Source organism: Nitrosomonas ureae (assembly GCF_001455205.1).
Lineage (GTDB): Bacteria > Pseudomonadota > Gammaproteobacteria > Burkholderiales > Nitrosomonadaceae > Nitrosomonas > Nitrosomonas ureae.
In genome coordinates this window covers 1,019,842-1,046,375 of sequence record NZ_CP013341.1, presented here as the reverse complement: position 1 = coordinate 1,046,375, position 26,534 = coordinate 1,019,842, and the positions used below count along the sequence as shown (strand labels likewise).

Sequence of the window (26,534 nt, the reverse complement as noted above, 5' to 3'; positions counted from 1 at the left end):
CAATTATTGGGTGGTAAGCCGCCACAGTGATGTAAGTTCCGCGTTACGAGCAGTATACAGTGGGTCACGAGTATCCGAAACACGCGGATGATGCGGTTTCACATCCGATTTACCCAGAACTTTCAAATGGGCCGCATCAATTGCGGCCAGCAATTCCTCGCGCGTGCGTAAGCCAAGATGCTCGGCAAAATCAGACAGAATCAACCAGCCCTCACCGCCGGGTAGCAAATGCGCGTTGAGCCCCTGTAGAAATCCACGCAGCATGCGGCTATCCGGATCGAAGATGGCATGTTCCAACGGTGAGCTGGGACGCGCGGGAATCCAGGGTGGATTACATACGATCAGCGCCGCTTGCCCTTGCGGAAAAAGATCGGTTTGCACTAATTCAACCTGATTGAGCACATTCAAGCGCGTCAGGTTGTCACGCGCGCAGTTCAATGCGCGTGCATCCTGATCGGTTGCGATGATGTGCCGAACCCCTCGTAACGCTAGCGCTGCGGCCAATACACCGGTCCCGGTGCCAATATCAAATACCGTGGATTCTGTTGCCAGCAGTTCGGGAATCGGCGCGTGAGCGATCAGTTGGACATACTCGTTGCGAATCGGCGCAAAAACCCCGTAATGCGGATGAATCACGGCACCCAAAGCCGGAATCAGAATGCCTTTTTTGCGCCATTCGTGTGCGCCGATTAATCCTAGCAATTCACGCAGTGATGCGACGTAAGGTTCCGTGTTTGAATCATTAACTTCGAGACATGCAGCATGCACATCCGGTGCGCGGCGCAACGGAATGCTGTGATCGGCGTTAAAAGGAATCAACAGCTTTTCCAATACGCGGGCGCGTTGTGATTGCGCCAGACGATGCCGGTGAAACGCCTCGGCGGGTGACGCGGCTAATTGTTTTGGTTTTCCCGGGTTTATTTTATCGGCGCGCCGTGCCATGGCGTGCAGCAGTTGACGCGCATTCTGGAAATCTCCGCGCCAAAGCAACGCGGTTCCTTCGCATGCCAGCCGGTAAGCGCTATTTGCTGGCATGCGATCATCAATAACCTGTACCCGTTTGGGTGCTGGCAACCCTTTTTCCGAACGCCAGCGCGCGGACTTCTCCTCGTCCGTTTCCTGCCAGCGAATAATGGAATCATCATTCATCGCGGTAGTGGCGGCGCGATAAGCCTAGCAGAATAAAAATATAACACCATGGAAGAATTAGAAACTTATTGATAATTGTTAAGATTTTGAGACCATTTCATATTATACTCGCAACTAGAATTGGATTTATGGCAGTATCCTTCATCCCTTTGCCTTGATAGTCATGCCCGACACGGGATGACAAACCGTTAACCCTCCTTGGAGTTTTATGTCTTTCGCTACTTTCGGCTTGTCCGATGAAATTATCCGTGCCGTCACTGAACGCGGCTATACCGTACCTACACCGATTCAAACACAAGCTATACCAGCCGTCCTGACGGGCGGTGATCTGTTGGCCGGAGCGCAAACCGGTACCGGCAAAACGGCAGGCTTTACCTTGCCGATCCTGCATCGTCTTTCTGATAAAAGCGTTAAAGGGCCATCCACTGGACGGCCTCCGATAAGGGCGTTGATCCTGGTACCGACACGGGAACTTGCGGCGCAAGTGGAAGAGAGCGTGCGTGATTATGGCAAATATTTAAAGTTAAGTTCAATGATGATGATTGGCGGTGTGAATATCAATCCGCAAATCACCCGCCTGAAAAGCCGCGTGGACATTCTGGTGGCAACTCCGGGACGCTTGTTGGATCATGTACAGCAAAAAACATTGAATCTGTCACAAATTGAAATCCTCGTCTTGGATGAAGCCGATCGCATGCTTGACATGGGGTTTATCCGGGATATCAAGAAAATACTCGCATTGTTGCCCAAGCAGCGGCAGAATTTATTATTTTCAGCGACTTTCTCGGATGAAATCCGGACGCTGGCGGATAACCTGCTCAACCAGCCAGCTTTGATTGAAGCGGCACGCCGTAATGCGATTGCCGATAAGGTCACGCATGTGGTGCATCCGGTGGATCGCGAGCGCAAGCGAAATCTCCTGGCGCATTTGATCAAGCAGCATGGCTGGTCACAGGTGCTGGTATTCACCCGTACCAAACACGGTGCCAACAAACTGGCGGAATTTCTGACCACAGATGGTATTCCGGCCCTTGCAATCCATGGCAATAAAAGCCAGGCAGCACGTACCAACGCATTGGCCAAATTCAAGACAGGCAGTCTGCAAGTTTTGGTGGCTACCGATATTGCCGCCCGCGGCATTGATATCAATGAATTGCCGCACGTGGTTAATTTCGAGTTGCCCCAGGTGCCCGAGGACTATGTTCACCGCATTGGCCGGACGGGCCGTGCCGGAGCGGAAGGGGATGCCGTATCTCTGGTGTGTGTTGATGAGATCAAGCTGCTCACGGCAATCGAAAAACTGGTCAAGCATGAATTGCGCAGTCAGGTGATTGCCGGTTTTGAACCGGATCCCCGTATCAAGGCGGAGCCCATTAAAAATGGTCGTAGCGGCGAACCACGTGGTGCAATGCCTTCACGTCATCCGCCAAAAAATTCAGCAAACAAGAAAGCGACGGCTAAAAAGCCTGCGGGTGCTGGTTTTGCACCACCGCCCCGCCAACGTTTTGCTGAGCCTCGTCGGGCGTCTGGGGGGCGAGGGCGTTAGTTCGTTACTCAAGGGGTCTGGAATCGATGATCGCAGACTTTACGGAACTATTGCCGGATTGAGTGGAATTCCAAGCAGTTTGAAGCCGGGTTTTAAGCTGCGTGCTTTGAACCAGCCCTGGTTCATTTCCAGCGCGTAGCGCACCGGTTTGGTGGAACAGTGCGAGCGCTCGCTCCGGGGTTGCATGTCGTGCAGATTTACGATGGCGCCATCATCCCCGATAAAAGCGATGGTCAGCGGTATGTGCGTGTTACGCATCCAATAGCAGCGTATTTCCGGTGCCTCGTACACGAACAACATCCCTTCGTTGATCCCCATCTTCCGGCGATACATCAAACCGGTGCTTTGCTGCTCGTAAGTGCGTGCAACCTCGGCTTGTATCACATGCATGCCGGCTGTCAGCTCAACCGTTGGCAGGCGTGGTTGCGCGGCGTTTTGCGCGCTGGCAGGGTTGGCAATCAAGAATCCCCATGCGAATGCAATGCAATGCCACAGTAGTTTTTTAATCACGGTTTACTTTCATCGATGTTGGTTTGACCATCTTGCTGCGGCGCTATAGTCGGTACTTTCTGCGGCTCGATCGGACAAACCGGTGGTTTGCTACGTCGCGTAAGCTTGCCGATCACGACAAAAAACAGCGGAACAAAAAAGATCGCCAGGAATGTGGCCGCCAACATGCCGCCGAATACGCCGGTGCCGATTGAATGACGACTGGCTGCGCCTGCGCCGGATGCGATCACCAGTGGCAGTACGCCCAGAATGAATGCCATCGATGTCATGATGATGGGTCGGAAACGAAGTCGCGCCGCATCAAGCGCCGCTTCGGTCAATGACATTCCAGCCGCGTAGCGCTGATTGGCGAACTCCACAATCAGAATGGCATTCTTGGCCGCTAATCCTATCAATGTCACTAATCCGATTTGAAAATAAATATCATTGGTCAAATCCCGTGTCCAGATTGCCAGTAAAGCACCCAGAATTCCAAAAGGGATTGCCAAAATAACCGCAAATGGAATAGACCAGCTTTCGTACAAGGCGGCCAATACCAGAAATACCATCAACAAGGCAAAAGCGAACACATAAGTCGATTGCCCGCTTGCCTTACGTTCCTGCAAGGAGATTCCGCTCCAATCGATCGAATATCCTTTCGGGGTCAAAATCTCATCGGCGACTTGCTGCAATGCTTCAAGCGCTTGCCCCGAACTGTAGCCCGGCGCTGCGCCGCCCAATATGAGCGCTGAATTAAATCCGTTGAAATGCGTCACGGGATCAGGGCCGCTATTGAATTCGGTGGTGACCACGGAATCCAGCGGGATCATGGTGTGTGTGGTACCCGACCGGGCGCGCACATAAAGCTTGCTGATATCATCCGGGTTGGAGCGGTATTCAGGTAATGCTTCCGTCTGTACCCGGTAAATGCGGCCAAATTTCACAAAATCATTGATATATAGATTACCGAAATAGGCCTGCATGGTATCGAATACTTCCGAAATCGGAACACCCAGTGCCTTAGCGCGTTCGCGATCTACCGTGGCGAACAGTCGAGGTGCGCTGATGCGAAAATTGGTATTGGCCACTGCAATCGCCGGGTGTTCCATGGCTTTGGCGACAAACTCCTGGGCGACAGCAGCAAATTCAGCGAAATCACCACCGCCGGGATCTTGCAATTGTGCTGAAAAACCGCCGGTAGAGCCCAAACCAGGTATCGAGGGGGCATTAAAAGCCAGGATCAAAGCTTCCGGAATTTTGGCGAATTCCTGATAAGCTGCGGCAATCAAGCCGGGTACCTGTTCTTCGGTGTTCATGCGCTCGTCCCAGTGATGCAGCGGGATAAACATCGTGGCTTGATTGGTTCCGCGAGTGCCGAAGACAAAATTCTGACCGGCCAGCGTGTCGGTTGAATGGACCGCCGGAATAGCTTGAAAGTATCCTTCAATTTTTTCCAGAACCTCAATGGTACGCGTCATTGAAGCGCCTTCCGGCAACTGCACTACCGTAATAAAATACCCTTGATCCTCTTCCGGCAGGAAGCTTCCTGGAATGGTTTTGAACAGACCCACAATAACCAGTATGAGCATCGTGAAAATGGCAAGCGAAATCGCCGATCGTTTAATGACGGCCCCGACCGTTCCGACATACCTTGTCTGAGCCCAATCAAAAAAAACCGTTGAATGTTTGCCAGAATCGTCCGGGAGTGCCATGGCTTGGCTTGAGCACCAAGGCGCACAACGCCGGGCTGAGCGTCAACGCGACAAATCCGGAAATAGCGACAGATAGCGCAATGGTGATGGCAAATTGCTTGTACAATTCCCCGGTGATTCCACCTAAGAATGCCACGGGCACAAATACGGCGGCTAGCACCAGAACAATTGCGATCACCGGCCCGGTCACCTCGGTCATGGCTTTTATTGCGGCATCCCGGGGCGAGAGCCCGCCTTGAGTCATATGCCGTTCGACATTTTCCACGACTACAATCGCATCATCCACTACGATACCGACGGCCAGAACCATACCGAAAAGTGTCAGTGTATTGATCGAAAATCCCAGCATATCCATGCCGGCCAACGTTCCAATCAGCGAAATAGGCACGGCGAGCGCCGGAATCAGCGTGGTGCGCCAACTTTGCAAAAACAGATAGACCACCAGGATCACCAATATCAGTGCTTCGCCAAGCGTCTTGACCACTTCTCTGATGGAAACATCAATGAATGTCGTCGTATCGTAAGGGATATCATAAGACACACCGGCCGGAAAGCTATTGGCAACTTTGTCCATCTCGTCACGGACCCGCCGCACGGTGTCGAGCGCATTTGCGCCTGGTGACAGAAAGGTCAATAAAAAAGTATTGGGTTTTCCATTCCACCGCCCCTGCAGATCATAGGATTGGGCGCCCAATTCCACGCGCGCAACATCCCGCATCCGCACCATGGCGCCATCCGGGTAAGCACGGATGATCATGTCTTCAAATTCCCTGACTTCGCTCATGCGGCCGCGAGTAATCACCGGGATGGTCAATTCCGTGCCCTTGGGTGTGGGTTCGCGGCCTATTCTACCCGCTGGAAAGTCCCGATTCTGCTCTCTGACCACGGATGCAATTTCAGTGGGGGTGATATTAAGTTGTGCCATACGGATGGGATCGAGGATCAACCGCATGGAGTAATTCTGCCCGCCGAAAATAACCGCATCCCCGACACCGGGAAGCCGTTTGACGTTATCGAGAATGCGCAGCAGAGTATAGTTTGAGAGAAAAACGGTGTCATGCTTTGGATCAGTGGAACTCAACGCGATGACCGCCAGTAAATCGGGCGATGTTTTTTTGACGGTAATGCCTTGCCGCACAACTTCATCGGGCAGCTGCGGTTCAGCCAGACGTTGCCGGTTCTGCGTTTGTACCTGAGCAATATCCACGTCGGTTCCAATCTCGAACGTGAGTTTCATGGTCATATGTCCATCGTTCGTGCTGGTCGATTCATAATACAAAAGATTATCAATACCAGGCAATTGCACTTCAATGGGCCGTGCCACTGCTTCCGCCACGACTTCCGCGCTGGCGCCGGGATAATCCGCATCGATTTGTACCATCGGGGGCGTAATTTGTGGAAACTGCGCGACGGGTAGCTTCTGTAGCGAAACTAAGCCGATGACTACAATAATAATGGACAGGACCGAAGCAAAAATGGGTCGGTCAATGAAGAAATGAGAATTCATGGCATACTTTGCAGATTAGGTTCCTCGGAGCTATGAATTGAGGAGGTTGTTTCTTTCTGATGGGGCACAGGGTCAACTTTCGCGCCGGGGAGAATCCGGAAAAAGCCTTCCACCACCACCCGTTCCCCAGTACGCAGACCCTCTTCGATCAGCCATTCCTTTCCCCGCCACATGCTGGCCCGGATAGCTCTGAGTTCCGCCTTATCTTCCTTGTCAATGACATAGACAAACGAACCGCTGGGTCCTTGCTGTACTGCGCGTTGCGGAATCAGGATGGCCTCGGTGCGCGTATAACCTTTAATGCGGATCTTGACGAACTGGCCGGGGTAAAAATAGGATTGCCCCGGAGCAAAACCACCTTCAGGATTGGGAAATACAAATCGTCCCTGCAGGGTGCCAGTTTCGGGCCGCAAGGCAACATCTGCAAAATCGAGCACGCCTTCCTGCGGATATACGCTGCCATCCGAGAAAGTCATGACGCCGCGTAGCTGAAAAATATCCGGCCGTTGCACCTTATGTTCAGCGATTTCACGTCGGCGGCGCAGAAGATAGCTCTCAGGAACGCTGACATTGACGTACATCGGATCAAGCTGGTCGATGGTCGCGAGAAGCGTTTCCTGCGCGGAGATCAATCTTCCTTCATAGAAATGGCTGCGGCCAATGCGGCCGTTTACCGGCGCGGAAATCGCTGTATTATCCAGGTCAAATTTGGCTTTGATCAGATCATTTTGCGCTGCTTCCAGGGATGCTTTGGCACCTCGAACCTCTGCTTGCGCGTCATCAACATTTTTTTTACTGACCGCTTGTTGCTCCAGCAGTGGAAGCACGCGCGCCAAATCCTGCTTGGCCAGATCGAGCCGCGCTTCAGCCTGGGCTACTTTGGCTTTGGCGCTGAGATAGATGGCTCTGAACGGAACTGGATCGATCAGGTATAACTGATCGCCTTTTTTGATATTGCGGCCTTCGGTAAAAAAAAACCTTTTTGATGATTCCGCTGACTTGCGAACGGATCTCGACCGGACGAAAAGCTTCCGTTTGCCCGATGAATTCCGGCTCATCCTGAATCGCTTGCGTGGTCACCGTGATGACTTCGACCTGCGGCGCAGGGGCAGAAGAATCCATTGGCGGTTTTTCAGCGCAGCCCGCCAGAAGAATCAGGAAAATTCCTATGTATAGGTAAATGTTATCCCTGTTGCGCCACATTGCTAACTCCATGGTTCTATATTCTTTATTAAGCATTATGTTCAATCGGTTGAATGATCCTATATCAGAATTATAAAATCACGCGCCGGAGACATGTTTCTCTACCCAGGTAATATATCGATCCATCCAGTTTTGCAGGAATTTCCTGCTGTCTGTGCCGATATCCCCGTTTGCATCGAATAGCCCCTCTTTCATTTGGATAAACGCTTCGGGTTGGCCCAGGGTGGGTATATCCAGATACGCCAGAATATTGCGCAAGTGCTGTTGTGCCATTGCTGTGCCAATAGCGCCCACCGAAACGCCAAGAACGCCGGCGGGCTTGCCTGACCAGGCGCTTTGACCGTATGGACGGGAAGCGTGATCAATGGCATTTTTAAGTACGCCGGGAATCGAACGGTTGTATTCCGGCGTGACAAATAACAGTCCATGTGCTGCGCCGATCTCTGCTTTTAACCGTTTTACCGGTTCCGTCGGATTGCTATCATCATCTTGATTATAAAGCGGCAAATCATCGATCTGGATTTGTTTGAAGGAAAACCCCGGAGGCAATAACTTGACCATGGCGTGTGCCAGCTTACGGTTAAATGAATCCTGGCGCAGGCTGCCCACAATGACAGCGATTTGATATTCATTCATGATGATTTCCTCCGTATTGATGCGTGTGAGTTCAGTATAGTTTTACCGGGTGTCATGATCGCGGTTGTATTCCGGCACCCATCCACCGCCCAAAGCATTGTATAGCTGGACAACGGAGATGAGATGAAAACGATGTGACGCGCTCAGCGAAAATTCTGCGTCAAACAGGTTGCGTTTGGCGAGTAACACATCGACATAACTGGTAATGCCTCCCTGATAGCGCAAGTCTGCAACATGCAAAGCCGAGTGCAGTGCATCAACTTGCTGTCGCTGCGCTTTAAGTTGGTCGTTAATGGTGCGAATAGCCACTAATGCGTCTTCAACTTCCTTGAATGCAATCAGGATCGTTTGCTCATATTGCGCTAACGCCTGTTTTGCCTGCGCTTCTGCGGCACGCTGTTCAAAACCCAGGCTCTGCGCATTGAGCAATGGGCCCGCTAAACCAAGCCCACCGACGCCAAACTCGCTGCCGGAAAGGAGCAGATTGGATAAAGCCGGACTGGCTACACCAAGAAAACCGGTAATCGACAATTTGGGAAACCGCGCTGCTTTAGCCGCGCCGATTCTGGCGGTGGCGGCTGCTAAAGTTTGTTCGGCCTGAAGAATATCGGGTCGCCGCTGCAGTAATTCGGACGGCAAGCCGGCAGGTACTTCGGGCGGAATCACCTGTTCTGTCAGTAAATGTCTGCGTGCTATCGCTACCGGATTTCTGCCCAGCAACACGCTCAGTTCATTCTCTTTTTGTACCACCCGACGCTCAAGTTCGGCCACCCGCGAAGCTGCATTCGCCCGCTCCGCCTCGAACTGATCCAGATCAAGGCGCGAAATGATGCCGCCTTGCAACTGCGCGCGCGAAATAGCGACGGATTCTTCCCATGAAGATAATGCGCGGTGCGCAATATCCAGCTGGATGTCAAATTGCAAAAGATCGAAATAGGATTGCGCGACCGCGCTGATTAGTGCCAGGATGATGGCGCGGCGGTTTTCCTCCCGTGCCATCAATTCGGCGCGGGCGGCTTCGTTGGAACGGCGAATCCTGCCCCAGATATCGATTTCCCAGTTTAGCGTGGTTCGCCCGAAATAGTTGAAAGGCGTTGGGAAGCCGGGAATCCCGAATCCGCCCAGTGTGCCAAATACCGGCGCGCTCGCATCGTAATCGACATTAGGCACAAAGTCCATAAACGCAATGCGCGATCGCGCCTGAAATTCTTCAACGCTGGCGATAGCCCTTTTGAGATCTTTGTTTTCCTGCAAAGCTTGCCGGATCAGATGCTGCAGCGTTTCATCCTGCAACAATTCCCACCAGCGCATATTGGCAATCGATTCCCCTTCCATTTCCGACAATCGGAATTTTTCGGCGGTATCCACTTGCGGGCGAATAAAGTCCGGCCCCATTGCGCAAGCAGTGAGCAGCAGGATGGGTAAGATTGATAGGTTGCGAACCCAGTGTTGCATTGGTTTCATTTGAACGTTGAAGATAGAAGCTTTGAACAGTATATATAATGATGATCAGAATCACATAAACTTTGTGGTGATGTCAAACCCACGGATTAAAAGCTTTAGAATTAATTTATAAAACACTTATAACATGTATTTTAGGAATTTTGTATGGATCTGATTAGCCATCTCCACCGCGTTGAGCAGTCTGAAAACGGCTGTTGAAATTACAAGGCCCATGAAGAATAGTGAACCCTCAAGCGAACAATTTTGACCACATTTTCAGGCACCATCAAAGCTGTTTCCTATTAAGCAAACAAGCCGAATCGATCAGATCTGAGGGGAATCGGTCAAAAGCTGGAGAATTATCAGGTTGAACACTCGGAATCGTTCCAATGACAGTGGTAGAAACCTAAATTGAACAAGATCTGATCGTTAAGCTTGAAGAACTCAGATCTATCTATTCTGTCGCTCTGAGTTTTCCGGAGAAAAATGATTTGAGAGGAGGATAAGATGAAGAATCAAATGAGTTATTCACCGGAAGTACGAGAATGAGGCGTAAGATAGGTATTCGAACAGTAAAAGGAGCATGAATCGCAATGGCCGGCGATCAAATCGATCGCATTAAAGATTGGCTGTACAGCGGAGATGTTGCGCACTTGGTTAAGGCGAACAGAGACTGATCAGGGGCACTGCTTAATATTCCACCGGTAACGGATCCAAGCTGCGCCACAAATACCATGTCGCGACCGAGCGCCAGGGTTGCCAGGGTTGGGCGAGTTCCAGCATGGTTTTTTTGTCGATGCTTTGTTTATCGAGGTAATGCAAGCTGATTGCGCGTTGTAGGCCGATGTCATCGAGCGGTAACACATCCGGGCGTTGCAAGTGAAAAATCAGGAACATTTCCGCAGTCCAACGCCCAATGCCTTTTATTTTGCTCAATTGCGCAATGATGGTTTCATCGTCCATGCCAGCCCAGCCGGTTTCATTCAATTTCCCTTCCATAAAGTGCCGCGACAAGTCCTGCAGGTAGATTATTTTTCTTGCGGAGAGTCCGCAGGCGCGTAATGAATCCGGTTCTTGCGCGGTAATCGTGTGCGGCGCGATGTCAGGAATGGCGCCGATGATTTTTTGCCAGACGCTTTCGGCAGCTTTGACGGAAATCTGTTGTCCGACGATGGAGCGCGCCAGAGTGGTGAAAGCGCAGCCGCGCGAAGTGAGCGTGGCATCTTCAAATTGTCGTATCAGTTGGTGCATGACTTGATCGCAGGCGGCCAATTCCTGCGTTGCCTGCGTCCAGTATTCGGGAGTCATATGTGTGATGAAGTGGGAAAATTAATCGAGGTGGATGCATAATTTTGCGTGCACTGCATGTCATTGGAGATCATTATCGCAGCAAAAATCAAAATACGCCGGAGATTTTTCTATCTATCTTATTTATTTGAATAATTTACAGCTCGATTCGTTGTAATTGGCTTCACATTTAAGTCTTTGTCGTATAACTATAAAAACCCAATTTCTTGCTTGACTATCGAGAATTTATTGATTAAAGTGGGAAGCAGTGGGAGAATGTGGGTAAATTTGGTGTGCCTCGATGAATTTTCCCCTTATATGAGGAGACAGCATGTTTCGTGGCGTCACGCAGCTCAGTCTGGATGCAAAAGGTAGGCTTGCGATACCCGCAAGATACCGTAGCGAGCTGATGTCTACCTGCTCAGGACACTTGATTGTAACTGTTGATCCTTCAAAGTGTTTGTTGATTTATCCTCAGCCAGCCTGGGAACCGATAGAACAAAAACTCAATAATCTTTCCAGCTTTGATACGGTAACTCGCAACTTGCAAAGGTTGCTGGTGGGTAATGCCTGCGATGTCGACATGGATGCCGCGGGTCGTATTTTGGTATCGCCTCCACTGCGTCAGTTTGCCGGTCTATCCAAGGATGTGGTTTTGGTTGGCCAGGGCACGAAACTTGAATTGTGGGACGAAGCGCAATGGAATTTACAAATTGAAATTGCAATGGCATTCAAGGATAGCGGCATGCCTCCTGAATTGGAAGGATTTTCGCTGTAGTTGATAGGATAAAAAGGAACACATGCATATCCCGGTGTTGTTGCACGCAGCCGTTGAGGCATTGGCGCTGAAACCGGATGGAATTTATGTGGATGCAACTTTCGGGCGCGGCGGGCATAGTCGATTGATCTTGTCGGGATTGGGTGAATGCGGCCGGTTAATTGCGCTGGATAGAGATCCGGCGGCGGTATTGTCGGGCGCGGCAATTACGGACCAACGATTTTATATTCGCCACGGCAGTTTTTCCAGAGTACGGGAGATTCTTCAGACCATGGGAATTACGCAGATTGACGGCGTGTTGCTCGATTTAGGCGTGTCGTCACCCCAATTGGAAGATACTGCCCGGGGTTTCAGCTTCCGGTCGGCGGGTCCGCTTGATATGCGCATGGACACCAGTGGCGGGCAAACCGCGTCAGAATGGCTGTCGACAGTGACGGAAAGTGAATTGGAATGGGTGATAAAAGAGTATGGAGAGGAACGATTTGCCAGACAGGTTGCACGAGCGATTATTACGGCAAGAACGCGACAGCCTATTGTTACCACTTTACAGCTGGCCGAGATTGTCGCTGCGGTGGTTCGCGCGCGGCAGCGGGACAGTAAACGGCACCCGGCAACACGTACTTTTCAGGCGATACGGATTTATCTCAATCAGGAGCTTGAAGAATTGGCACTGGTTTTGCCGCAATGCGTGGATTTATTAAACCCGGGTGGACGATTGGTAGCAATTAGTTTTCATTCTTTGGAAGATCGGATGGTGAAGCAGTTTATCCGGTCAGCCGCCAGTGCTGACAATTTGCCGCGTGGTGTACCGGTACGGGAAGAAGAATTACAGCGGTTCAGTAAGCAAACTTTACGGACGGTAGGCCGGGCAATTCGTTCGGATGAACTTGAAGTGGCGGAGAATGTTCGATCAAGGAGTGCAGTGATGCGTGTGGGTGAAAAAATCTAGTTCCAATTAAACGGAAAATAAAGTGTTCAAATTGAATATCTTCCTTATTCTGGTGTTAATTGCATGCGCATTAGGTGTGGTGACCGCGCAGCATACGGTACGGAATCTTTTCATGACGCTGGAGAAAGAAAAAGAAATAGAACAGAAATTGGAAGTGGAATGGGGAAGGCTACAATTGGAACAAAGCACTTTGATTATGCATGGACGCATAGAGCGGATCGCGACAGAGCATTTGAACATGAAGGTGCCGACCGCTTCGAGCATACAGATTGTATCGATCAATACGGCAGAAAATGAAATGAATGCGGAAAGGGTTAGACCATGATTAAACCGGCACCACCGCTAATCAAATTGTCAGCATGGCGCTCCAGGCTGCTGTTTGGTATGTTGGTGCTGGGTTTGATCAGTTTGGCGGCGCGTGCTGCCTATCTCCAGGGAATGAATAATGAATTTTTACAAAAGAAAGGCGAAGCGCGTTATAGCCGTGTAGTGGAAATGAACGCCGATCGTGGGATGATCACAGATCGGAATGGTCATATCATGGCAATCAGCTCACCGGTCGCTTCAATATTTGCCGATCCGAAAGTGGTGGTGATTAAACCTGAAAAATTGCAGCAACTAGCTCACTTGCTGGAGATGAGTAGTGCTGATCTTAATGCGCTTCTTACCAAGGAAAATAGGCGTTTTGTTTATTTGAAGCGGCAGATAGTGCCGGATACCGCCGAAAAGATCATGCAAATGAAGATCAAGGGTATTTATTTAACCAGTGAGTCCAAGCGTTATTATCCGGAAGGCGAGTTTGCCGCGCATGTGTTGGGTTTCACCGATATCAATGACGAAGGTCAGGAAGGTGTCGAGCGTGGCTGGGAGCAAACACTTGCCGGAGAGTTGGGCCGCCGTCGGGTGATCAAGGATAACAAAGGGCAGGTCATTGATGAAGATGTCGACAGTATTCGTTTTCCCAAGCCTGGGAAGGATCTGGTTTTGTCCATCGATAGAAGAATTCAGTATCGTGCACATGCGGAACTGAAACAAGCGGTTCTGGCTAATCGGGCAAAAGCCGGCAGTATCGTGGTTCTGGACGCGCAGACTGGGGAAATATTGGCGCTTACCAATTGGCCTGCCTATAACCCAAACAGAAGATCAACCATTAATAATGAAAGGCTCCGCAATCGAGCTTTGATTGATACTTTCGAGCCCGGTTCGACATTGAAACCGTTTACGGTAGCGATTGCACTGGAAGTCGGAAAGGTCAATTTCAATACGATTTTGCAGACCGCGCCTGGAACATGGCAAGTAGGTAGAAAAACCATACGGGACGTCAGCAACAAAGGGGAATTAACCGTTGCCGAGATCATTCAGCAATCGAGTAATGTGGGTACGGCAAAAATCGCACTATCGATGGAGCCGCAGACAATGTGGGAAATGTTCAATCGCTCAGGATTCGGCACGCTGACCAATTCGGGCTTTCCCGGTGAAGCCAGCGGAATATTGCGGCCCTATAATCGGTGGCGTCCGATTGAGCAGGCTACTATGTCCTATGGGCATGGCATATCCACCAGCTTGATACAGCTGGCGCGCGCTTATACGATCTTTACCAGTGGTGGTGAATTAAAACCCGTTTCTTTGCTGAAGCAAAATATCCCTGTCATGGGGCAGCGCGTAATTTCACGCGATACCGCATGGGCAATAAGTCGCATGCTGGAGATGGCGACCCAACCCGGAGGAACGGCGCCATTGGCGCAAATAAGCGGGTATCGCGTTGCTGGTAAAACGGGTACGGCGCATAAACTGATCGACGGGCAGTATGCAAGCAAAAGTTATATTTCCACATTCGTCGGATATGCACCCACATCGAATCCACGCTTAATCATTGCTGTGATGATTGATGAGCCATCAGCAGGAAAATATTTCGGTGGTGCTGTGGCTGCCCCTATCTTTAGCAAAGTCATGTCCGGCGCTTTGCACATTCTGAATGTTCCTCCCGATGCGCCAGCCAATAATGTCATTACCTTTACCGCAACACCGGAAATGGAGGAGGAAGGGTGAGTTTAATGACGGTAAAAAAGAAAGGATCGAAAGGATTTGATTTTCATCGACTTGAAGAATTGGGCGTGGAGATTAAGAATCTGGTGGCGGATAGTCGTCAGATAAAATCGGGCGATACCTTTCTGGCTTACCCAGGGGATACGACGGATGGGAATAAATTTATTCCCCAAGCCATTACAGCAGGCGCCAATGCGGTGCTCTATGATCCGAGAAATTTCGTATGGAAATCTGAATGGCATATCCCTGCATTAGCGGTAGATGATCTCAAGATGAAAGCGGGCTTGATCGCCAGCTATGTTTATGGTCACCCGTCACAAAAATTATGGGTGGTGGGAGTTACCGGAACTAATGGCAAAACATCATGCAGCCATTGGTATGCACAGGCCATGGTGAATTTGGGTCGCAAGACGGCTGTGCTGGGAACGCTGGGGAGTGGGTATATAGAGAATTTACAAGAATCAGAAAATACAACGCCTGATGCCACGGTCTTGCAGCGTTCATTCAAGAAATTCGTCGATGAAGGCGCTAAAAGCGTTGTAATGGAGGTGTCTTCGCATGGTTTGGCGCAAGGCCGAACCCTAGGTACGGCATTTTCAGTTGCTGTGCTTACCAACTTATCCCGGGATCATTTGGATTATCACCAGGATATGGATGCGTACGCGGCTGCCAAATCTAGCCTGTTTTTTTGGCCGGGATTAAAGTACGCCGTGGTTAATATGGATGACGTGCTAGGCGTTGAATTGTCACGGCAACTTGTCAATAAATCCACTAAAATAATCGGTTACGGATTCCGCTACCCCGATGACCGTGATTCAAGGCAATTTAAAATGGTGCATGGCTCAAATCTGAAATTTGATATTCATGGCATGGAATTTGATATTGAATTTGAAGATAGCCATGAACACTTAAGAATAGGTCTGCTGGGAAAATTCAATGCATCTAATTTGCTGGCTGTCGTCGCGGTTTTATTAGCAAGCGGCATTCGATTGTCGGATGCGGTTCGTTCACTTCAAAGCGTGCAATCCATTCCGGGAAGAATGGAAAAATACTACGGAGTTAATCAATCGACTATTATCGTTGATTACGCGCACACTCCGGATGCATTGGAAAAAGTCTTGTGCACGTTACGTGAACTTTTGCGTATCGAGGGTCGAAATGCGCGCTTGTTCTGCGTTGTAGGGTGCGGTGGCGACCGGGACAGGGGAAAACGCGCCATGGTGGGGGAAGTTGCAACACGTTTGGCGGATGAAGTTATTTTTACCAGTGATAATCCACGTTCGGAAGATCCTTTGCACATTATTGAAGATATTGCTGCCGGGGCAGTCGAAGAGAATTATCAGGTAGAAATGGATCGTGCGCTGGCAATTTATCAGGCAATCGCCAATGCGCGTAGCAATGATATTGTATTGATCGCGGGTAAGGGCCATGAAAAATTTCAGGAAATAAAGGGACAAAAAATTTCTTTTAGCGATGCCGAAGTGGTACAACAGGTGCTGAAGGAAGTGTCGGTGAAAGTGAGGGTGCAGCAATGATGATGGTGGATGAAGCTGCACAAGTATTACATGCCGATTGGAGTGGGTCGAATGTACGTTTTACCGGGGTTAGCACTGATAGCCGTACGGTAAAGCAGGGTGAGCTCTTTGTGGCTTTAATCGGTGAAAGATTTGATGGCGGTAAATTTGTTTCTAATGCCAAGGAAAAAGGCGCGGTAGCGGTCTTGCTCCAGAAAGATGCTGAGCTTGCTGGTTTGCCGGGTGATTTTCCCGCGATTCGAGTCAAGGATTCGCGTTTGAGTCTGGGAGAGCTGGCGGCATATTGGCGCAGCCGTTTTTCGCTACCTGTGATCGGTGTGACGGGTAGTAATGGTAAAACAACAACGAAAGAAATGGTTGCGGCAATATTACGCGTAGCAGCAAGCGGTGATGCAATTATCAACGATCCGGTAGAGTACGTACTGGCTACCGCGGGCAATTTGAATAACGATATCGGTGTGCCGCAAATGTTATTGCGCTTACGGCAGCAGCATCAATATGCAGTGATTGAAATGGGCATGAATCATGTTGGAGAAATTGCTTATCTAACGCGATTGGCCCGGCCGAATATTGCAGTGATTACGAATGCAGGTGCTGCGCATATTGAAGGATTGGGTTCTGTCGAAGCTGTTGCGCGTGCCAAAGCAGAAATTTTTGTCGGTTTGGATCAGTCCGGAAGAGCGATTTTTAATGCGGATGATCGGTATGCGTTGTTATGGCGCGAATGTGCCGGCGCAAGAGAGATTATTGATTTTGGTTTAACAGAGAATGCACGGGTAAGTGCTGTGTACCAGCTGGGTCGATTAGTCAATACGCTGCAGCTGAGATTGCCTGACGCAACCGTTGAGGTGAAGTTACAAGCACCAGGGGTGCACAATATCTATAACGCCCTGGCTGCGGCGGCTGTCGCCTGGACTCTGGGCATCGGGAAAGAATGGATTGCTGCGGGCCTTGAGCGCTTCCAAAGTGTACAAGGCCGGTTGCAAAAAAAATGTGGTCTACATCATGCACTGCTAATCGATGATACTTACAACGCAAACCCGGAATCGGTACGGGCTGCTTTGGCTGTGTTGGCTGCGGCTGAGGGCAAAAAAATACTGGTGTTGGGGGATATGGGTGAATTAGGTCAATTAGCCATTGACTTACATCGCACAATCGGTAGGGATGCGCGGAAAGCGGGATTGGATCAATTGTTGACTTTGGGTAAATTAAGCGCCTACGCTGCGGAAGAATTTGGCAAAGGCGCGCGCCATTTTAATTCCATCGATGAATTACTGAAAGTTACGAAGAGCCTGCTTGCCGATGATGTCACTTTGCTGGTGAAAGGATCGCGCTTCATGCAAATGGAGCGTGTAGTGAGGCAGCTGGAACAGACCGAGGAACTGTCATGTTGTTAGCGCTTTCTCAATGGCTGGCGCAGGATATACGAGCTTTCAATGTATTCAGCTATATCACTTTGCGCACCGTGCTGGCTACGCTGACGGCATTAGTGATTTCTTTCATTATTGGCCCTCTGATGATACGAAAGTTGACTGCCTATAAGATTGGGCAATCCATTCGTGATGATGGTCCGCAAACTCATCTGGTGAAAACGGGCACGCCGACAATGGGTGGTGCCTTAATTCTGATGTCAATCCTGCTGACTACTTTGCTGTGGTCTGATCTGGGTAATCGCTATATCTGGGTGGTGCTGCTGACAACGCTGGGATTCGGGGTAATTGGCTGGATCGATGATTATCGCAAAGTAGTTCATCGCAACCCTAAAGGGCTTTCAGCAAAAGCCAAATTTTTTTGGCAATCAATCATTGCAATTGTTGTCGCGGTCTATTTGGCATCAACTGCGGAAATTTCAGCACAAACGGACATGATTGTGCCATTTTTTAAAGAAGTGGCGATCCCACTAGGATTCGCGGGGTTTGTTGTTTTAGCCTATTTTGTTGTTGTTGGCACCAGCAATGCGGTAAATCTAACCGATGGCCTGGATGGCTTGGCTATCATGCCCACAGTGATGATCAGTAGCGCCCTCGCAATTTTTGCTTACGCAGCCGGGCACATTGTTTTTGCAAAATATCTTGGAATTCCCTATATCCCCCATGCAGGAGAATTGGCTGTTTTTTGTGGCGCCATGTCGGGTGCGGGTTTGGCTTTTCTGTGGTTTAACGCATATCCTGCTGAAGTATTCATGGGCGATGTAGGTGCGTTGGCATTGGGCGCCGCTTTGGGGGTTGTTACGGTGATTGTGCGCCAGGAAATTGTGCTGATCATTATGGGTGGTGTTTTTGTGGTGGAGGCTTTGTCCGTCATGTTGCAAGTAGCCTCCTTCAAATTGCTGGGCAAACGAGTTTTTCGCATGGCGCCTTTGCATCATCACTATGAATTAAAAGGCTGGAAAGAAAATCAGGTGGTAGTCAGATTTTGGATTATTACCTTTATCCTGGTTCTGATTGGATTATCAACATTAAAGTTAAGATGAATTTGCAAGGTAAAGCAGTACTGGTATTGGGAATGGGTGAGACAGGCTTGTCAATGGTGAAATGGCTGCTCCGACAAGGCGCAAAAGTTCGTGCTGCTGATAGTCGGCAGGAGCCGCCAACTTGGAAAGAGATGATAGAAAAATATTCTGAAGTACAAGTTTACAGGGGTAAATTTGAAGCCCAAATTTTGGATGGCATAGAGATTATTGCGATAAGCCCGGGCGTTCCTGTGGCGGATTCTTTTGTGCAGCAAGCTATTCGACTGGGTATACCGGTAATTGGAGATCTGGTGCTTTTTTCCTGGGCGCTGGAGCAAAATAAGCTGCCAAAACCCAAGATTCTGGCGATCACGGGATCGAATGGAAAAACAACAGTGACATCAATGGTCGGGGCTATGTTGAGAAAATCCGGTTGGGATGTCGCGGTAGCCGGAAATATCGGTCCAGCGGTTCTGAGTGTACTGATGGAGCAACTGGATGTTGGAAACTGGCCGCAGGCATGGGTTTTGGAAACTTCCAGCTTTCAGCTGGAAACAACCCATAATTTGAATGCCGATGTAGCGACAGTGCTCAATGTGAGTGAAGATCATTTGGATCGCTATACCTGTATGCAAGATTACATCGCAGCGAAATTAAAAATCTTTCTGCGGGAGAACGGTAGTGTATGCGCCCAAATTTTGAATCGAAACGATTCCAGAATCAGCGAAATGGCTTTGGCTGAGGGAAAGCAAATTACATTTGGGTGGGATATGCCGCCCACTCATGTCGACTTCGGTATCTTGCAGGACGGTGATGATCTGTGGTTAATGGAGGGCCCTCATCGCTTAGTGAGAACCACTGAGCTTGTGGTCAATGGATTGCACAATGCTGTCAATGCGCTTGCAGCGTTAGCTATGTGCCGTGCGTTGGATATCGCCATTGATCCCCTTGTATCGGCTTTACGGGAATTTCGCGGTTTGCCGCACCGGATGGAAAAGGTCGCGGCATTTAACGGCGTCACCTTTTTTGATGATTCCAAAAGCACCAATGTGGGTGCGACTATCGCAGCATTAAATGGTATGAAACAGAATGTCATTTTGATTGCAGGAGGTGATGGTAAGGGGCAGGATTTCTCGCATTTACGGCAGGCAGTTGCCGAAAATACCCGTGCGGTGGTGTTGATTGGGCGCGATGCAGAAATTATTGCAGATGAATTGAAAGACTGTGGGGTTCCTATACATTTTGCAACCACCATGGAAGAAGCCATGCAGAAAAGCTTTTTGTTAGCACAGGCGGGTGACGTGGTATTGCTTTCACCGGCATGCGCCAGCTTTGACATGTTTAGAAATTATATTCATCGTGCCGAGGTGTTCGTGGCTGCGGTTAAAGATATTGAAAACAAGTTTTTTAATTTTGGACAGAAAAAACATTAAATAATGATGATTTATCAGGCAATCAATCAAAAACCGAGGATCATGGCCGATTTTGATCAGGCTTTAGTGTGGTCTGCTCTGCTGTTGCTGAGTATTGGCTTGGTCATGGTTTACTCTGCTTCGATTGCAATTGCAGAGGCTCAGTTTGGGCCTGATCGTGCCGGCTACTATTTATGGCGGCACAGTGCTTATCTGGTGCTGGGGCTGATCTTGGGATTGATTGCTTTTCAAGTGCCCATGCAGGTATGGCAGAAATACATCGTATATCTATTTATGATCGGTGTTTTATTGCTGATACTGGTTCTGGTGCCCGGTATTGGGCATGAAGTCAATGGTAGTCAGCGCTGGATATCACTGTATGTGGTAAATATTCAGCCCTCTGAATATATGAAGTTATTCATGGTGTTATATGCTGCTGATTATGTGAATCGCAAAGCGGCTGATCTGAATTCCTTGCAAAAAGGGTTTCTTCCCATAACCGTCATATTATCCATAGTAGGGTCTTTATTGTTGCTGGAGCCGGATTTCGGGGCTTTTTTTGTAGTGTCTGTCTTAGCCATGTCAATTCTTTTTCTGGGGGGGGCTAGCTTAAAAATTTTTATCGGACTAATCGGTATTCTGGCGCTGGGCTTATATGAATTAATCATAAGATCAGACTATCGATTAAGCCGGGTAATTGCATTTATGGATCCTTGGGCTGATCCGTATGGTAAAGGTTACCAGTTAAGTCACGCCCTGATTGCGTTTGGCCGCGGTGAGTGGCTCGGTGTAGGTTTAGGCGGCAGTGTGGAAAAACTGTTTTATCTACCTGAGGCGCATACCGATTTCTTGCTTTCCGTGCTGGCAGAGGAGCTTGGGTTTGTTGGCGTTGCCGTGGTAATCATTTTATTTATGTGGCTTATCGCGCGCGCATTTGTTATTGGCCGACTGGCGGCAAAACTGGAAAATTCATTCTCAGCATTGGTGGCACAGGGGATCGGTATCTGGATTGGTGTGCAAGTGCTGATCAATATGGGCGTCAATATGGGTGTTTTACCTACAAAAGGGCTAACGCTGCCCTTGCTAAGCTATGGCGGTAGTAGTATTACCGCGAGTTGCCTTGCTTTGGCAGTGTTGTTACGAATTGATTGGGAAAACCGTCGGCGTTTGCGAGGACTTCCCGCATGATTAAACAGACTATTTTGATCATGGCGGGCGGCACGGGAGGTCATGTTTTTCCGGGATTGGCAGTCGCTGATTATCTGAGACAAATGGGCTGGCACGTGGTATGGCTTGGAACCGAAGCGGGCATGGAATTAAAGCTGGTGCCGCAGCGAGGCTACGACACTGAGGTGATCAGTTTTTCAGGGCTGCGCGGCAAGAGCCTGGTTACTTGGCTAATGCTCCCGCTGCGTTTGATAAGGGCATTTCTGCAAAGTATCAAAATCATTAGAAGCGTTAAGCCTGACGTGGTTCTGGGAATGGGGGGATATCCCGCTTTTCCGGGTGCTATGATGGCATCGCTATTGAATAAACCGTTGATCATACATGAGCAGAATTCGGTACCCGGTTTAACCAATAAAATTTTGGCAAAACTGGCGGATAGGGTTTTTTTGGGCTTTCCGGATGCAATCTTGAATAACAAAAAGAAATCCATTTATTCAGGCAATCCCGTGCGTACTGAGATTATGTTGATAGAAGAGCCTGAGAAACGATTTTCGGGCAGGCAGGGAAAATTGAATTTGTTGATTGTAGGCGGTAGCCTGGGTGCTCAAATATTAAACACCATTGTGCCGGAGGCGCTGAAATTAATGCCTGAAAATCTCCGTCCACGGATTGTTCATCAGGCTGGTATAACGCAATTTAAGCTGGTTCAGCAGGCATATACCGATCTGCAGATGGATGTCGAAGTCGTTGCGTTTATTGATGACATGGCCAGCCGTTATGCGGCGTGTGATTTAGTATTGTGCCGTGCGGGCGCATTGACGGTCGCAGAATTAAGTATAGCCGGAGTGGCCAGTATTTTAGTGCCCTATCCACACGCGGTTGATGATCATCAAACCTGGAATGCGCGATTCCTGTCCGATCACGGAGCTGCTGTATTAATTCATCAGAGCAATTTGACCGCGAAGAAATTGGCGGATTTGTTAGCGGATTTGTCGCGGGAGAAATTACTCGAGATGGCGATAACGGCTCGCAGCCGATCAAAACCGGAAGCAACCCGGGTTGTAGCTGAGGCATGCATTGAATTAAGTGGAGCGCTGAATGAGGCATAAAGTCAAACACATTCATTTTGTCGGTATTGGCGGTGCAGGCATGAGCGGGATTGCCGAAGTATTCGTTAATATGAAATATCAAGTCAGTGGCTCCGATTTGATGGATAACCCAGTGACTCAGCGTTTGGCCAAGCTCGGCATAAAGATTTATGTGGGTCACGCGGGTGAGCAAGTTAAAGGCGCAAACGTTGTAGTTACTTCAACTGCAGTCAAATCCGATAATCCTGAAGTGATCGCGGCCAAAAACAGAAATATCCCCGTGGTTCCACGTGCCTTGATGCTGGCAGAATTGCTGAGATTGCGCACAGGTATAGCGATAGCGGGTGCGCACGGGAAAACCACCACGACCAGTTTAATTGCAAGTATTCTGGCAGCGGCTGATATGGATCCCACATTTGTTATCGGGGGAAAGCTCGAGGCGGCAGGTTGTCATGCCAAATTGGGTAGCGGTGAGTTTATTGTTGTCGAAGCGGATGAATCCGATGCTTCGTTTTTGTATCTACAGCCGGTACTTGCAGTTGTGACAAATATCGATGCAGACCATATGGAAACATATGGTTATGATTTTAATAAATTAAAGCAAACGTTTGTGGAATTTCTGCAGCATTTACCTTTTTATGGGATGGCAGTGGTTTGTATCGATGACGCCAATATACGCGAGGTAATGCCTGCAATTACAAAACCCATTACTACCTACGGCATGTCTGAAGATGCGCAAGTTCGCGCTACCAATATCCAGCATAGCAATCATCAAATGAAATTTACTGCAGTAATCGGCGTAAATGGCTCTGCCCGCAGACTGGATATCACGCTGAATTTGCCCGGATTGCATAATATACAGAACGCCTTGGCAGCGATTGCGGTCGCCAATGAAATTTGTGTGCCTGATGCCGCCATAGTCAAGGCATTAGCGGAATTCAAGGGTGTGGAGAGACGCTTTCAACAGTTTGGAGAAATTAGATTATCAATGCAGAAGAGCTTTACATTGATTGATGATTACGGTCACCACCCGGCGGAAATGGAAGCAACCATGAAAGCAGCGCGAGGTGCCTTTCCGGGCAGGCGTTTAATCGTTGCGTTTCAACCACATCGCTACACGCGGACACGGGATGTGTTTGAGGATTTTACTAGAGTTTTGTCACAAGCTGATGTGCTGCTGTTAACAGAAGTGTATCCCGCAGGCGAAGACCCCATTGTTGCCGCTGATAGTAAATCCTTAGCCCGTTCAATCCGGGTGCTGGGAAAAGTGGAACCTATTTATATTGAAGATATTGATGATTTGTCAATCGCCATTCTCGATGCTGTGCAGAATAACGATATCGTTCTGGTGATGGGAGCAGGCTCAGTAGCAAAGGTGGCTCCACATATTGCGCAAATGGAAAGCAAGTTAATAGTAGTCAATGGTAATGATTATTGAGGGCCAATGAGTAATGACCGGCTTGTCAGAAAACGCAAGAACAAATATACCAGCAACAGATCTGGCGTTTATTGAAATGAATATGCCATTGATATGCCGCGGGGAAATGCGTGTTGATGAGCCTATGAGCCGACATATTTCATGGCGCACCGGCGGTAATGCGCGGCGTTACTATATGCCTGTAGATTTGGATGATTTTGCGGACTGCCTGCGGGAATTTTCGTATGAACCTATCTTTGTGATTGGATTGGGCAGCAACTTGCTGGTTAGAGATGGTGGAATTCAAGGTACTGTCATAGCACTGCATGCTCAATTAAATGATTTGCAATTGATTGAGCACAATCAATTCGATGGGCTCATTTACGCAGGTGCTGGTGTGGCGTGCGCAAAAGTGGCGCGCTTCGCTGCCAAACATGATTTAGCTGGTGCAGAGTTTCTGGCAGGGATACCCGGTACGGTCGGCGGAGCGTTGGCCATGAATGCGGGCTGTTATGGATCAGAAACTTGGGAATTTGTCGAGCGGGTACAAGTTGTCAATCAGGAAGGGCGAATTTTTATACGCACTCCGGATGAGTACGCGATTGGTTATCGCAGTGTAAAGCTGCATCAGTCGTCAAATGGCAATAACCTGGAATGGTTTGCGGGGGGATATATCAAATTATCGCAAGGAGAGCAGGCAGAATCACGGCAGCGAATCAAACAATTGCTGGCGCAACGCATTGCAAGTCAGCCGCTCAACCTGCCAAACGCCGGATCGGTGTTTCGCAATCCGCCGGGAGATCATGCAGCGCGTCTGATCGAGGCCAGTGGGTTGAAAGGGTGTTGTGTGGGTGGTGCGATGGTATCACCTCAGCATGCTAACTTCATTGTTAACATGGGCAATGCAAAGGCAGCGGACATCGAAGCCTTGATCTTGATGGTGCGCAATAGAGTTAGAAAAGCAACGGGGATCGAGTTGATCCAGGAAGTTCGAATCATTGGCGATGCCAGGAGACTGACATAGTGATAAGTCATAATTTTGGCAAAGTGGCTGTTTTGCTTGGCGGTCGATCCGCAGAGCGTGAAGTTTCTTTGCAAAGCGGTCAAGCTGTTCTGGACGCGCTGATTCGAAGCGAAGTGGATGCTTATTCATTTGATCCGGCGGAGCAAGCACTTGAAGACCTGCTGCGGCAAAGTTTTGATCGTGCGTTTATCGCACTGCACGGACGTTTTGGCGAAGACGGCACCATTCAAGGTGTGCTGGAATGGATGAGGTTGCCTTATACTGGCAGCGGGGTGATGAGTAGCGCCTTGGCTATGGACAAATGGCGTACTAAATTATTATGGCAAGCAGTAGGCATTCCATCTCCACGGTATGTACTATTACAAGCCGACAGTAATTTTGAAGAGGTTTCCGAATTGCTGGGATTGCCATTGATTGTTAAGCCGGCGCGAGAAGGTTCCACAATCGGCTTAAGTAAAGTGACTCATAAAAATGATTTGTTGCCTGCTTATCAATTGGCGGCCCAGTATGATGCTTTAGTGCTGGCCGAAGAATTTATCGTGGGCAAGGAGTTAACGGTTGCCATTCTGGGTGAAACACCTCTGCCTATAGTGAGAATAGAAATAACGGGTGAACTTTATGATTATCAGGCCAAGTACGTATCGAATGACACTCAGTATTTCTGCCCCAGCGGTTTATCGGATGAGCTGGAACTAGAGATTCAAGCCCAAGCCTTGCGGGCTTATAACGTATTGGGCTGCCATGGCTGGGGTAGAGTTGATTTGATCCTGACACAAACCGGGCAGTTTTATTTTCTTGAGGTGAATACGTCTCCGGGCATGACTAGCCATAGTCTGGTTCCTATGGCAGCCAAGACTGCGGGAATTTCATTTGAAGACCTGGTGATGAGAATATTGGATTTATCTCATGTGGAATAACCATCATGCTCTGGATTTGTTAGCCAAATCATTATTTGCCATGGTGGCAATGGCAGTGTTGTATGAAATCGGTATGCAGCTAATCAGGCCGCCGCTGTTTCCGATAAAAGAAATTAATCTGCAGGTTGTTCAGGGTACAGAAGATAATAATTCACAATTACAGAATGTTACCTATGCACAAATAGAGAATCTCGTACGCAAAGAGATCGAGGGAAATTTTATTTCAGTTAATTTAACCGCATTGCGAGAAGCTTTTGTAAAATTACCATGGGTACGGGATGCCCGTGTAAATCGGGAGTGGCCTCACGGATTAAATGTTACGTTAGAGGAACATCAAGCATTGGCATATTGGGGAAGTCAGGCCTTGGTGAATACTCATGGTGAGGTATTTCGAGTTACCGCTGATGTGGATTTGCCAGTTTTTATTGGCCCAAATGAAGCCAGTGCTCTTGAAGTAACGCAGCAATATAGACGTTTTAATCAAATATTAGCGCCTCTACAGCAGCAAATTGAACAAGTCATGTTGACGCAGCGTTATGCATGGCGCATTCATTTGAATACGGGGACGGTATTGGAACTGGGACGGAATGAGATTGAGGAGAGATTGATTCGCTATGTTTCAGTATATGACCACAGCATTGCCCGGTTAAATCAGCAAGAGTCACTGGTATATGTTGATTTGCGTTACCCCAATGGTTTTGCTATCCGCCTGCCCGAAACGATGCAACGAGAGCCTCATAAATCCGCTGTTAAGAGAGAAACGTGAGATAGAATTTA

At 49.0% G+C, this 26,534-nt stretch carries 21 protein-coding genes and 1 pseudogene; 15 read left to right on the top strand and 7 right to left on the bottom strand.

Annotated features, from left to right (window positions below):
- Positions 1-3: 3 nt before the first annotated feature.
- On the bottom strand, positions 4-1,149 hold the full coding sequence (locus tag ATY38_RS04895) for a 50S ribosomal protein L11 methyltransferase (protein ID WP_062558317.1): 1,146 nt from the start codon (positions 1,147-1,149) through the stop codon (positions 4-6).
- 208 nt (positions 1,150-1,357) lie between these two features.
- On the opposite strand from ATY38_RS04895, the gene ATY38_RS04890 reads away from it, so the two are divergent.
- Positions 1,358-2,695, top strand: coding sequence for a DEAD/DEAH box helicase (locus ATY38_RS04890; protein WP_062558316.1), 1,338 nt, complete (start codon positions 1,358-1,360; stop codon positions 2,693-2,695).
- Positions 2,696-2,734: 39 nt separating this feature from the next.
- Here the strand turns inward: ATY38_RS04890 and ATY38_RS04885 are convergent, their stop codons facing one another.
- The 6 genes and pseudogenes from ATY38_RS04885 to ATY38_RS04860 form a co-directional block, all read right to left on the bottom strand.
- On the bottom strand, positions 2,735-3,205 hold the full coding sequence (locus ATY38_RS04885; RefSeq protein WP_062558315.1) for a DUF192 domain-containing protein: 471 nt from the start codon (positions 3,203-3,205) through the stop codon (positions 2,735-2,737).
- Positions 3,202-6,403, bottom strand: a pseudogene (locus ATY38_RS04880) (efflux RND transporter permease subunit). Before ATY38_RS04880 ends, ATY38_RS04885 begins: the two are co-directional and overlap by 4 nt.
- Positions 6,400-7,461, bottom strand: a complete 1,062-nt coding sequence (locus ATY38_RS04875) for an efflux RND transporter periplasmic adaptor subunit (protein ID WP_235590393.1) — start codon at positions 7,459-7,461, stop codon at positions 6,400-6,402. Before ATY38_RS04875 ends, ATY38_RS04880 begins: the two are co-directional and overlap by 4 nt.
- 223 nt (positions 7,462-7,684) lie before the next feature.
- A complete protein-coding gene (locus ATY38_RS04870; protein ID WP_062558314.1) occupies positions 7,685-8,242 on the bottom strand; it encodes an NADPH-dependent FMN reductase in 558 nt (185 codons plus the stop codon).
- 42 nt (positions 8,243-8,284) lie between these two features.
- A complete protein-coding gene (locus tag ATY38_RS04865) occupies positions 8,285-9,697 on the bottom strand; it encodes an efflux transporter outer membrane subunit (protein WP_097104833.1) in 1,413 nt (470 codons plus the stop codon).
- A gap of 678 nt (positions 9,698-10,375) precedes the next feature.
- Positions 10,376-10,993: a DNA-3-methyladenine glycosylase family protein gene (locus ATY38_RS04860; RefSeq protein ID WP_062558312.1), complete on the bottom strand. Its 618-nt coding sequence runs from the start codon at positions 10,991-10,993 to the stop codon at positions 10,376-10,378.
- A 310-nt stretch (positions 10,994-11,303) separates the two neighbouring features.
- Here ATY38_RS04860 and mraZ point away from each other — a divergent pair, with 310 nt between their 5' ends.
- From mraZ to ATY38_RS04790, 14 genes are read left to right on the top strand one after another with little or no spacing between them, the layout of a single operon-like run.
- The gene (mraZ, locus tag ATY38_RS04855; protein ID WP_062558311.1) at positions 11,304-11,750 is read left to right on the top strand and encodes a division/cell wall cluster transcriptional repressor MraZ; all 447 of its coding nucleotides are present in this window, start codon (positions 11,304-11,306) and stop codon (positions 11,748-11,750) included.
- Positions 11,751-11,772: 22 nt separating this feature from the next.
- Positions 11,773-12,699, top strand: coding sequence for a 16S rRNA (cytosine(1402)-N(4))-methyltransferase RsmH (rsmH, locus tag ATY38_RS04850; protein WP_062558310.1), 927 nt, complete (start codon positions 11,773-11,775; stop codon positions 12,697-12,699).
- Between the two features lie 22 nt (positions 12,700-12,721).
- Entirely contained in the window at positions 12,722-13,024 is a 303-nt protein-coding gene (gene ftsL, locus ATY38_RS04845; RefSeq protein ID WP_062558309.1) for a cell division protein FtsL, read from the top strand.
- Positions 13,021-14,748, top strand: coding sequence for a peptidoglycan D,D-transpeptidase FtsI family protein (locus tag ATY38_RS04840; RefSeq protein WP_062558308.1), 1,728 nt, complete (start codon positions 13,021-13,023; stop codon positions 14,746-14,748). Before ftsL ends, ATY38_RS04840 begins: the two co-directional genes overlap by 4 nt.
- Before the next feature lie 5 nt (positions 14,749-14,753).
- Complete coding sequence (locus tag ATY38_RS04835; RefSeq protein WP_062558307.1) at positions 14,754-16,280, top strand: UDP-N-acetylmuramoyl-L-alanyl-D-glutamate--2,6-diaminopimelate ligase; 1,527 nt, start codon at positions 14,754-14,756, stop codon at positions 16,278-16,280.
- Positions 16,277-17,677, top strand: a complete 1,401-nt coding sequence (locus ATY38_RS04830) for a UDP-N-acetylmuramoyl-tripeptide--D-alanyl-D-alanine ligase (RefSeq protein WP_062558306.1) — start codon at positions 16,277-16,279, stop codon at positions 17,675-17,677. Before ATY38_RS04835 ends, ATY38_RS04830 begins: the two co-directional genes overlap by 4 nt.
- Positions 17,668-18,753: a phospho-N-acetylmuramoyl-pentapeptide-transferase gene (mraY, locus tag ATY38_RS04825; protein ID WP_062558305.1), complete on the top strand. Its 1,086-nt coding sequence runs from the start codon at positions 17,668-17,670 to the stop codon at positions 18,751-18,753. The genes ATY38_RS04830 and mraY overlap by 10 nt, the downstream gene beginning before the upstream one ends.
- Positions 18,750-20,165 carry a UDP-N-acetylmuramoyl-L-alanine--D-glutamate ligase gene (gene murD, locus ATY38_RS04820; RefSeq protein WP_062558304.1) on the top strand — a complete coding sequence of 472 codons (1,416 nt, stop codon included), beginning with the start codon at positions 18,750-18,752 and terminating at the stop codon, positions 20,163-20,165. Before mraY ends, murD begins: the two co-directional genes overlap by 4 nt.
- A gap of 6 nt (positions 20,166-20,171) precedes the next feature.
- A complete protein-coding gene (gene ftsW, locus ATY38_RS04815; RefSeq protein WP_062560099.1) occupies positions 20,172-21,332 on the top strand; it encodes a putative lipid II flippase FtsW in 1,161 nt (386 codons plus the stop codon).
- A complete protein-coding gene (murG, locus tag ATY38_RS04810) occupies positions 21,329-22,420 on the top strand; it encodes an undecaprenyldiphospho-muramoylpentapeptide beta-N-acetylglucosaminyltransferase (protein ID WP_062558303.1) in 1,092 nt (363 codons plus the stop codon). The genes ftsW and murG overlap by 4 nt, the downstream gene beginning before the upstream one ends.
- Positions 22,410-23,837 carry a UDP-N-acetylmuramate--L-alanine ligase gene (gene murC / locus ATY38_RS04805; RefSeq protein ID WP_062558302.1) on the top strand — a complete coding sequence of 476 codons (1,428 nt, stop codon included), beginning with the start codon at positions 22,410-22,412 and terminating at the stop codon, positions 23,835-23,837. Before murG ends, murC begins: the two co-directional genes overlap by 11 nt.
- Before the next feature lie 13 nt (positions 23,838-23,850).
- Entirely contained in the window at positions 23,851-24,840 is a 990-nt protein-coding gene (murB, locus tag ATY38_RS04800) for a UDP-N-acetylmuramate dehydrogenase (RefSeq protein ID WP_176767902.1), read from the top strand.
- Positions 24,840-25,757, top strand: a complete 918-nt coding sequence (locus tag ATY38_RS04795; protein ID WP_062558301.1) for a D-alanine--D-alanine ligase — start codon at positions 24,840-24,842, stop codon at positions 25,755-25,757. The genes murB and ATY38_RS04795 overlap by 1 nt, the downstream gene beginning before the upstream one ends.
- On the top strand, positions 25,747-26,523 hold the full coding sequence (locus ATY38_RS04790) for a cell division protein FtsQ/DivIB (protein WP_062558300.1): 777 nt from the start codon (positions 25,747-25,749) through the stop codon (positions 26,521-26,523). Before ATY38_RS04795 ends, ATY38_RS04790 begins: the two co-directional genes overlap by 11 nt.
- Positions 26,524-26,534: the final 11 nt, after the last annotated feature.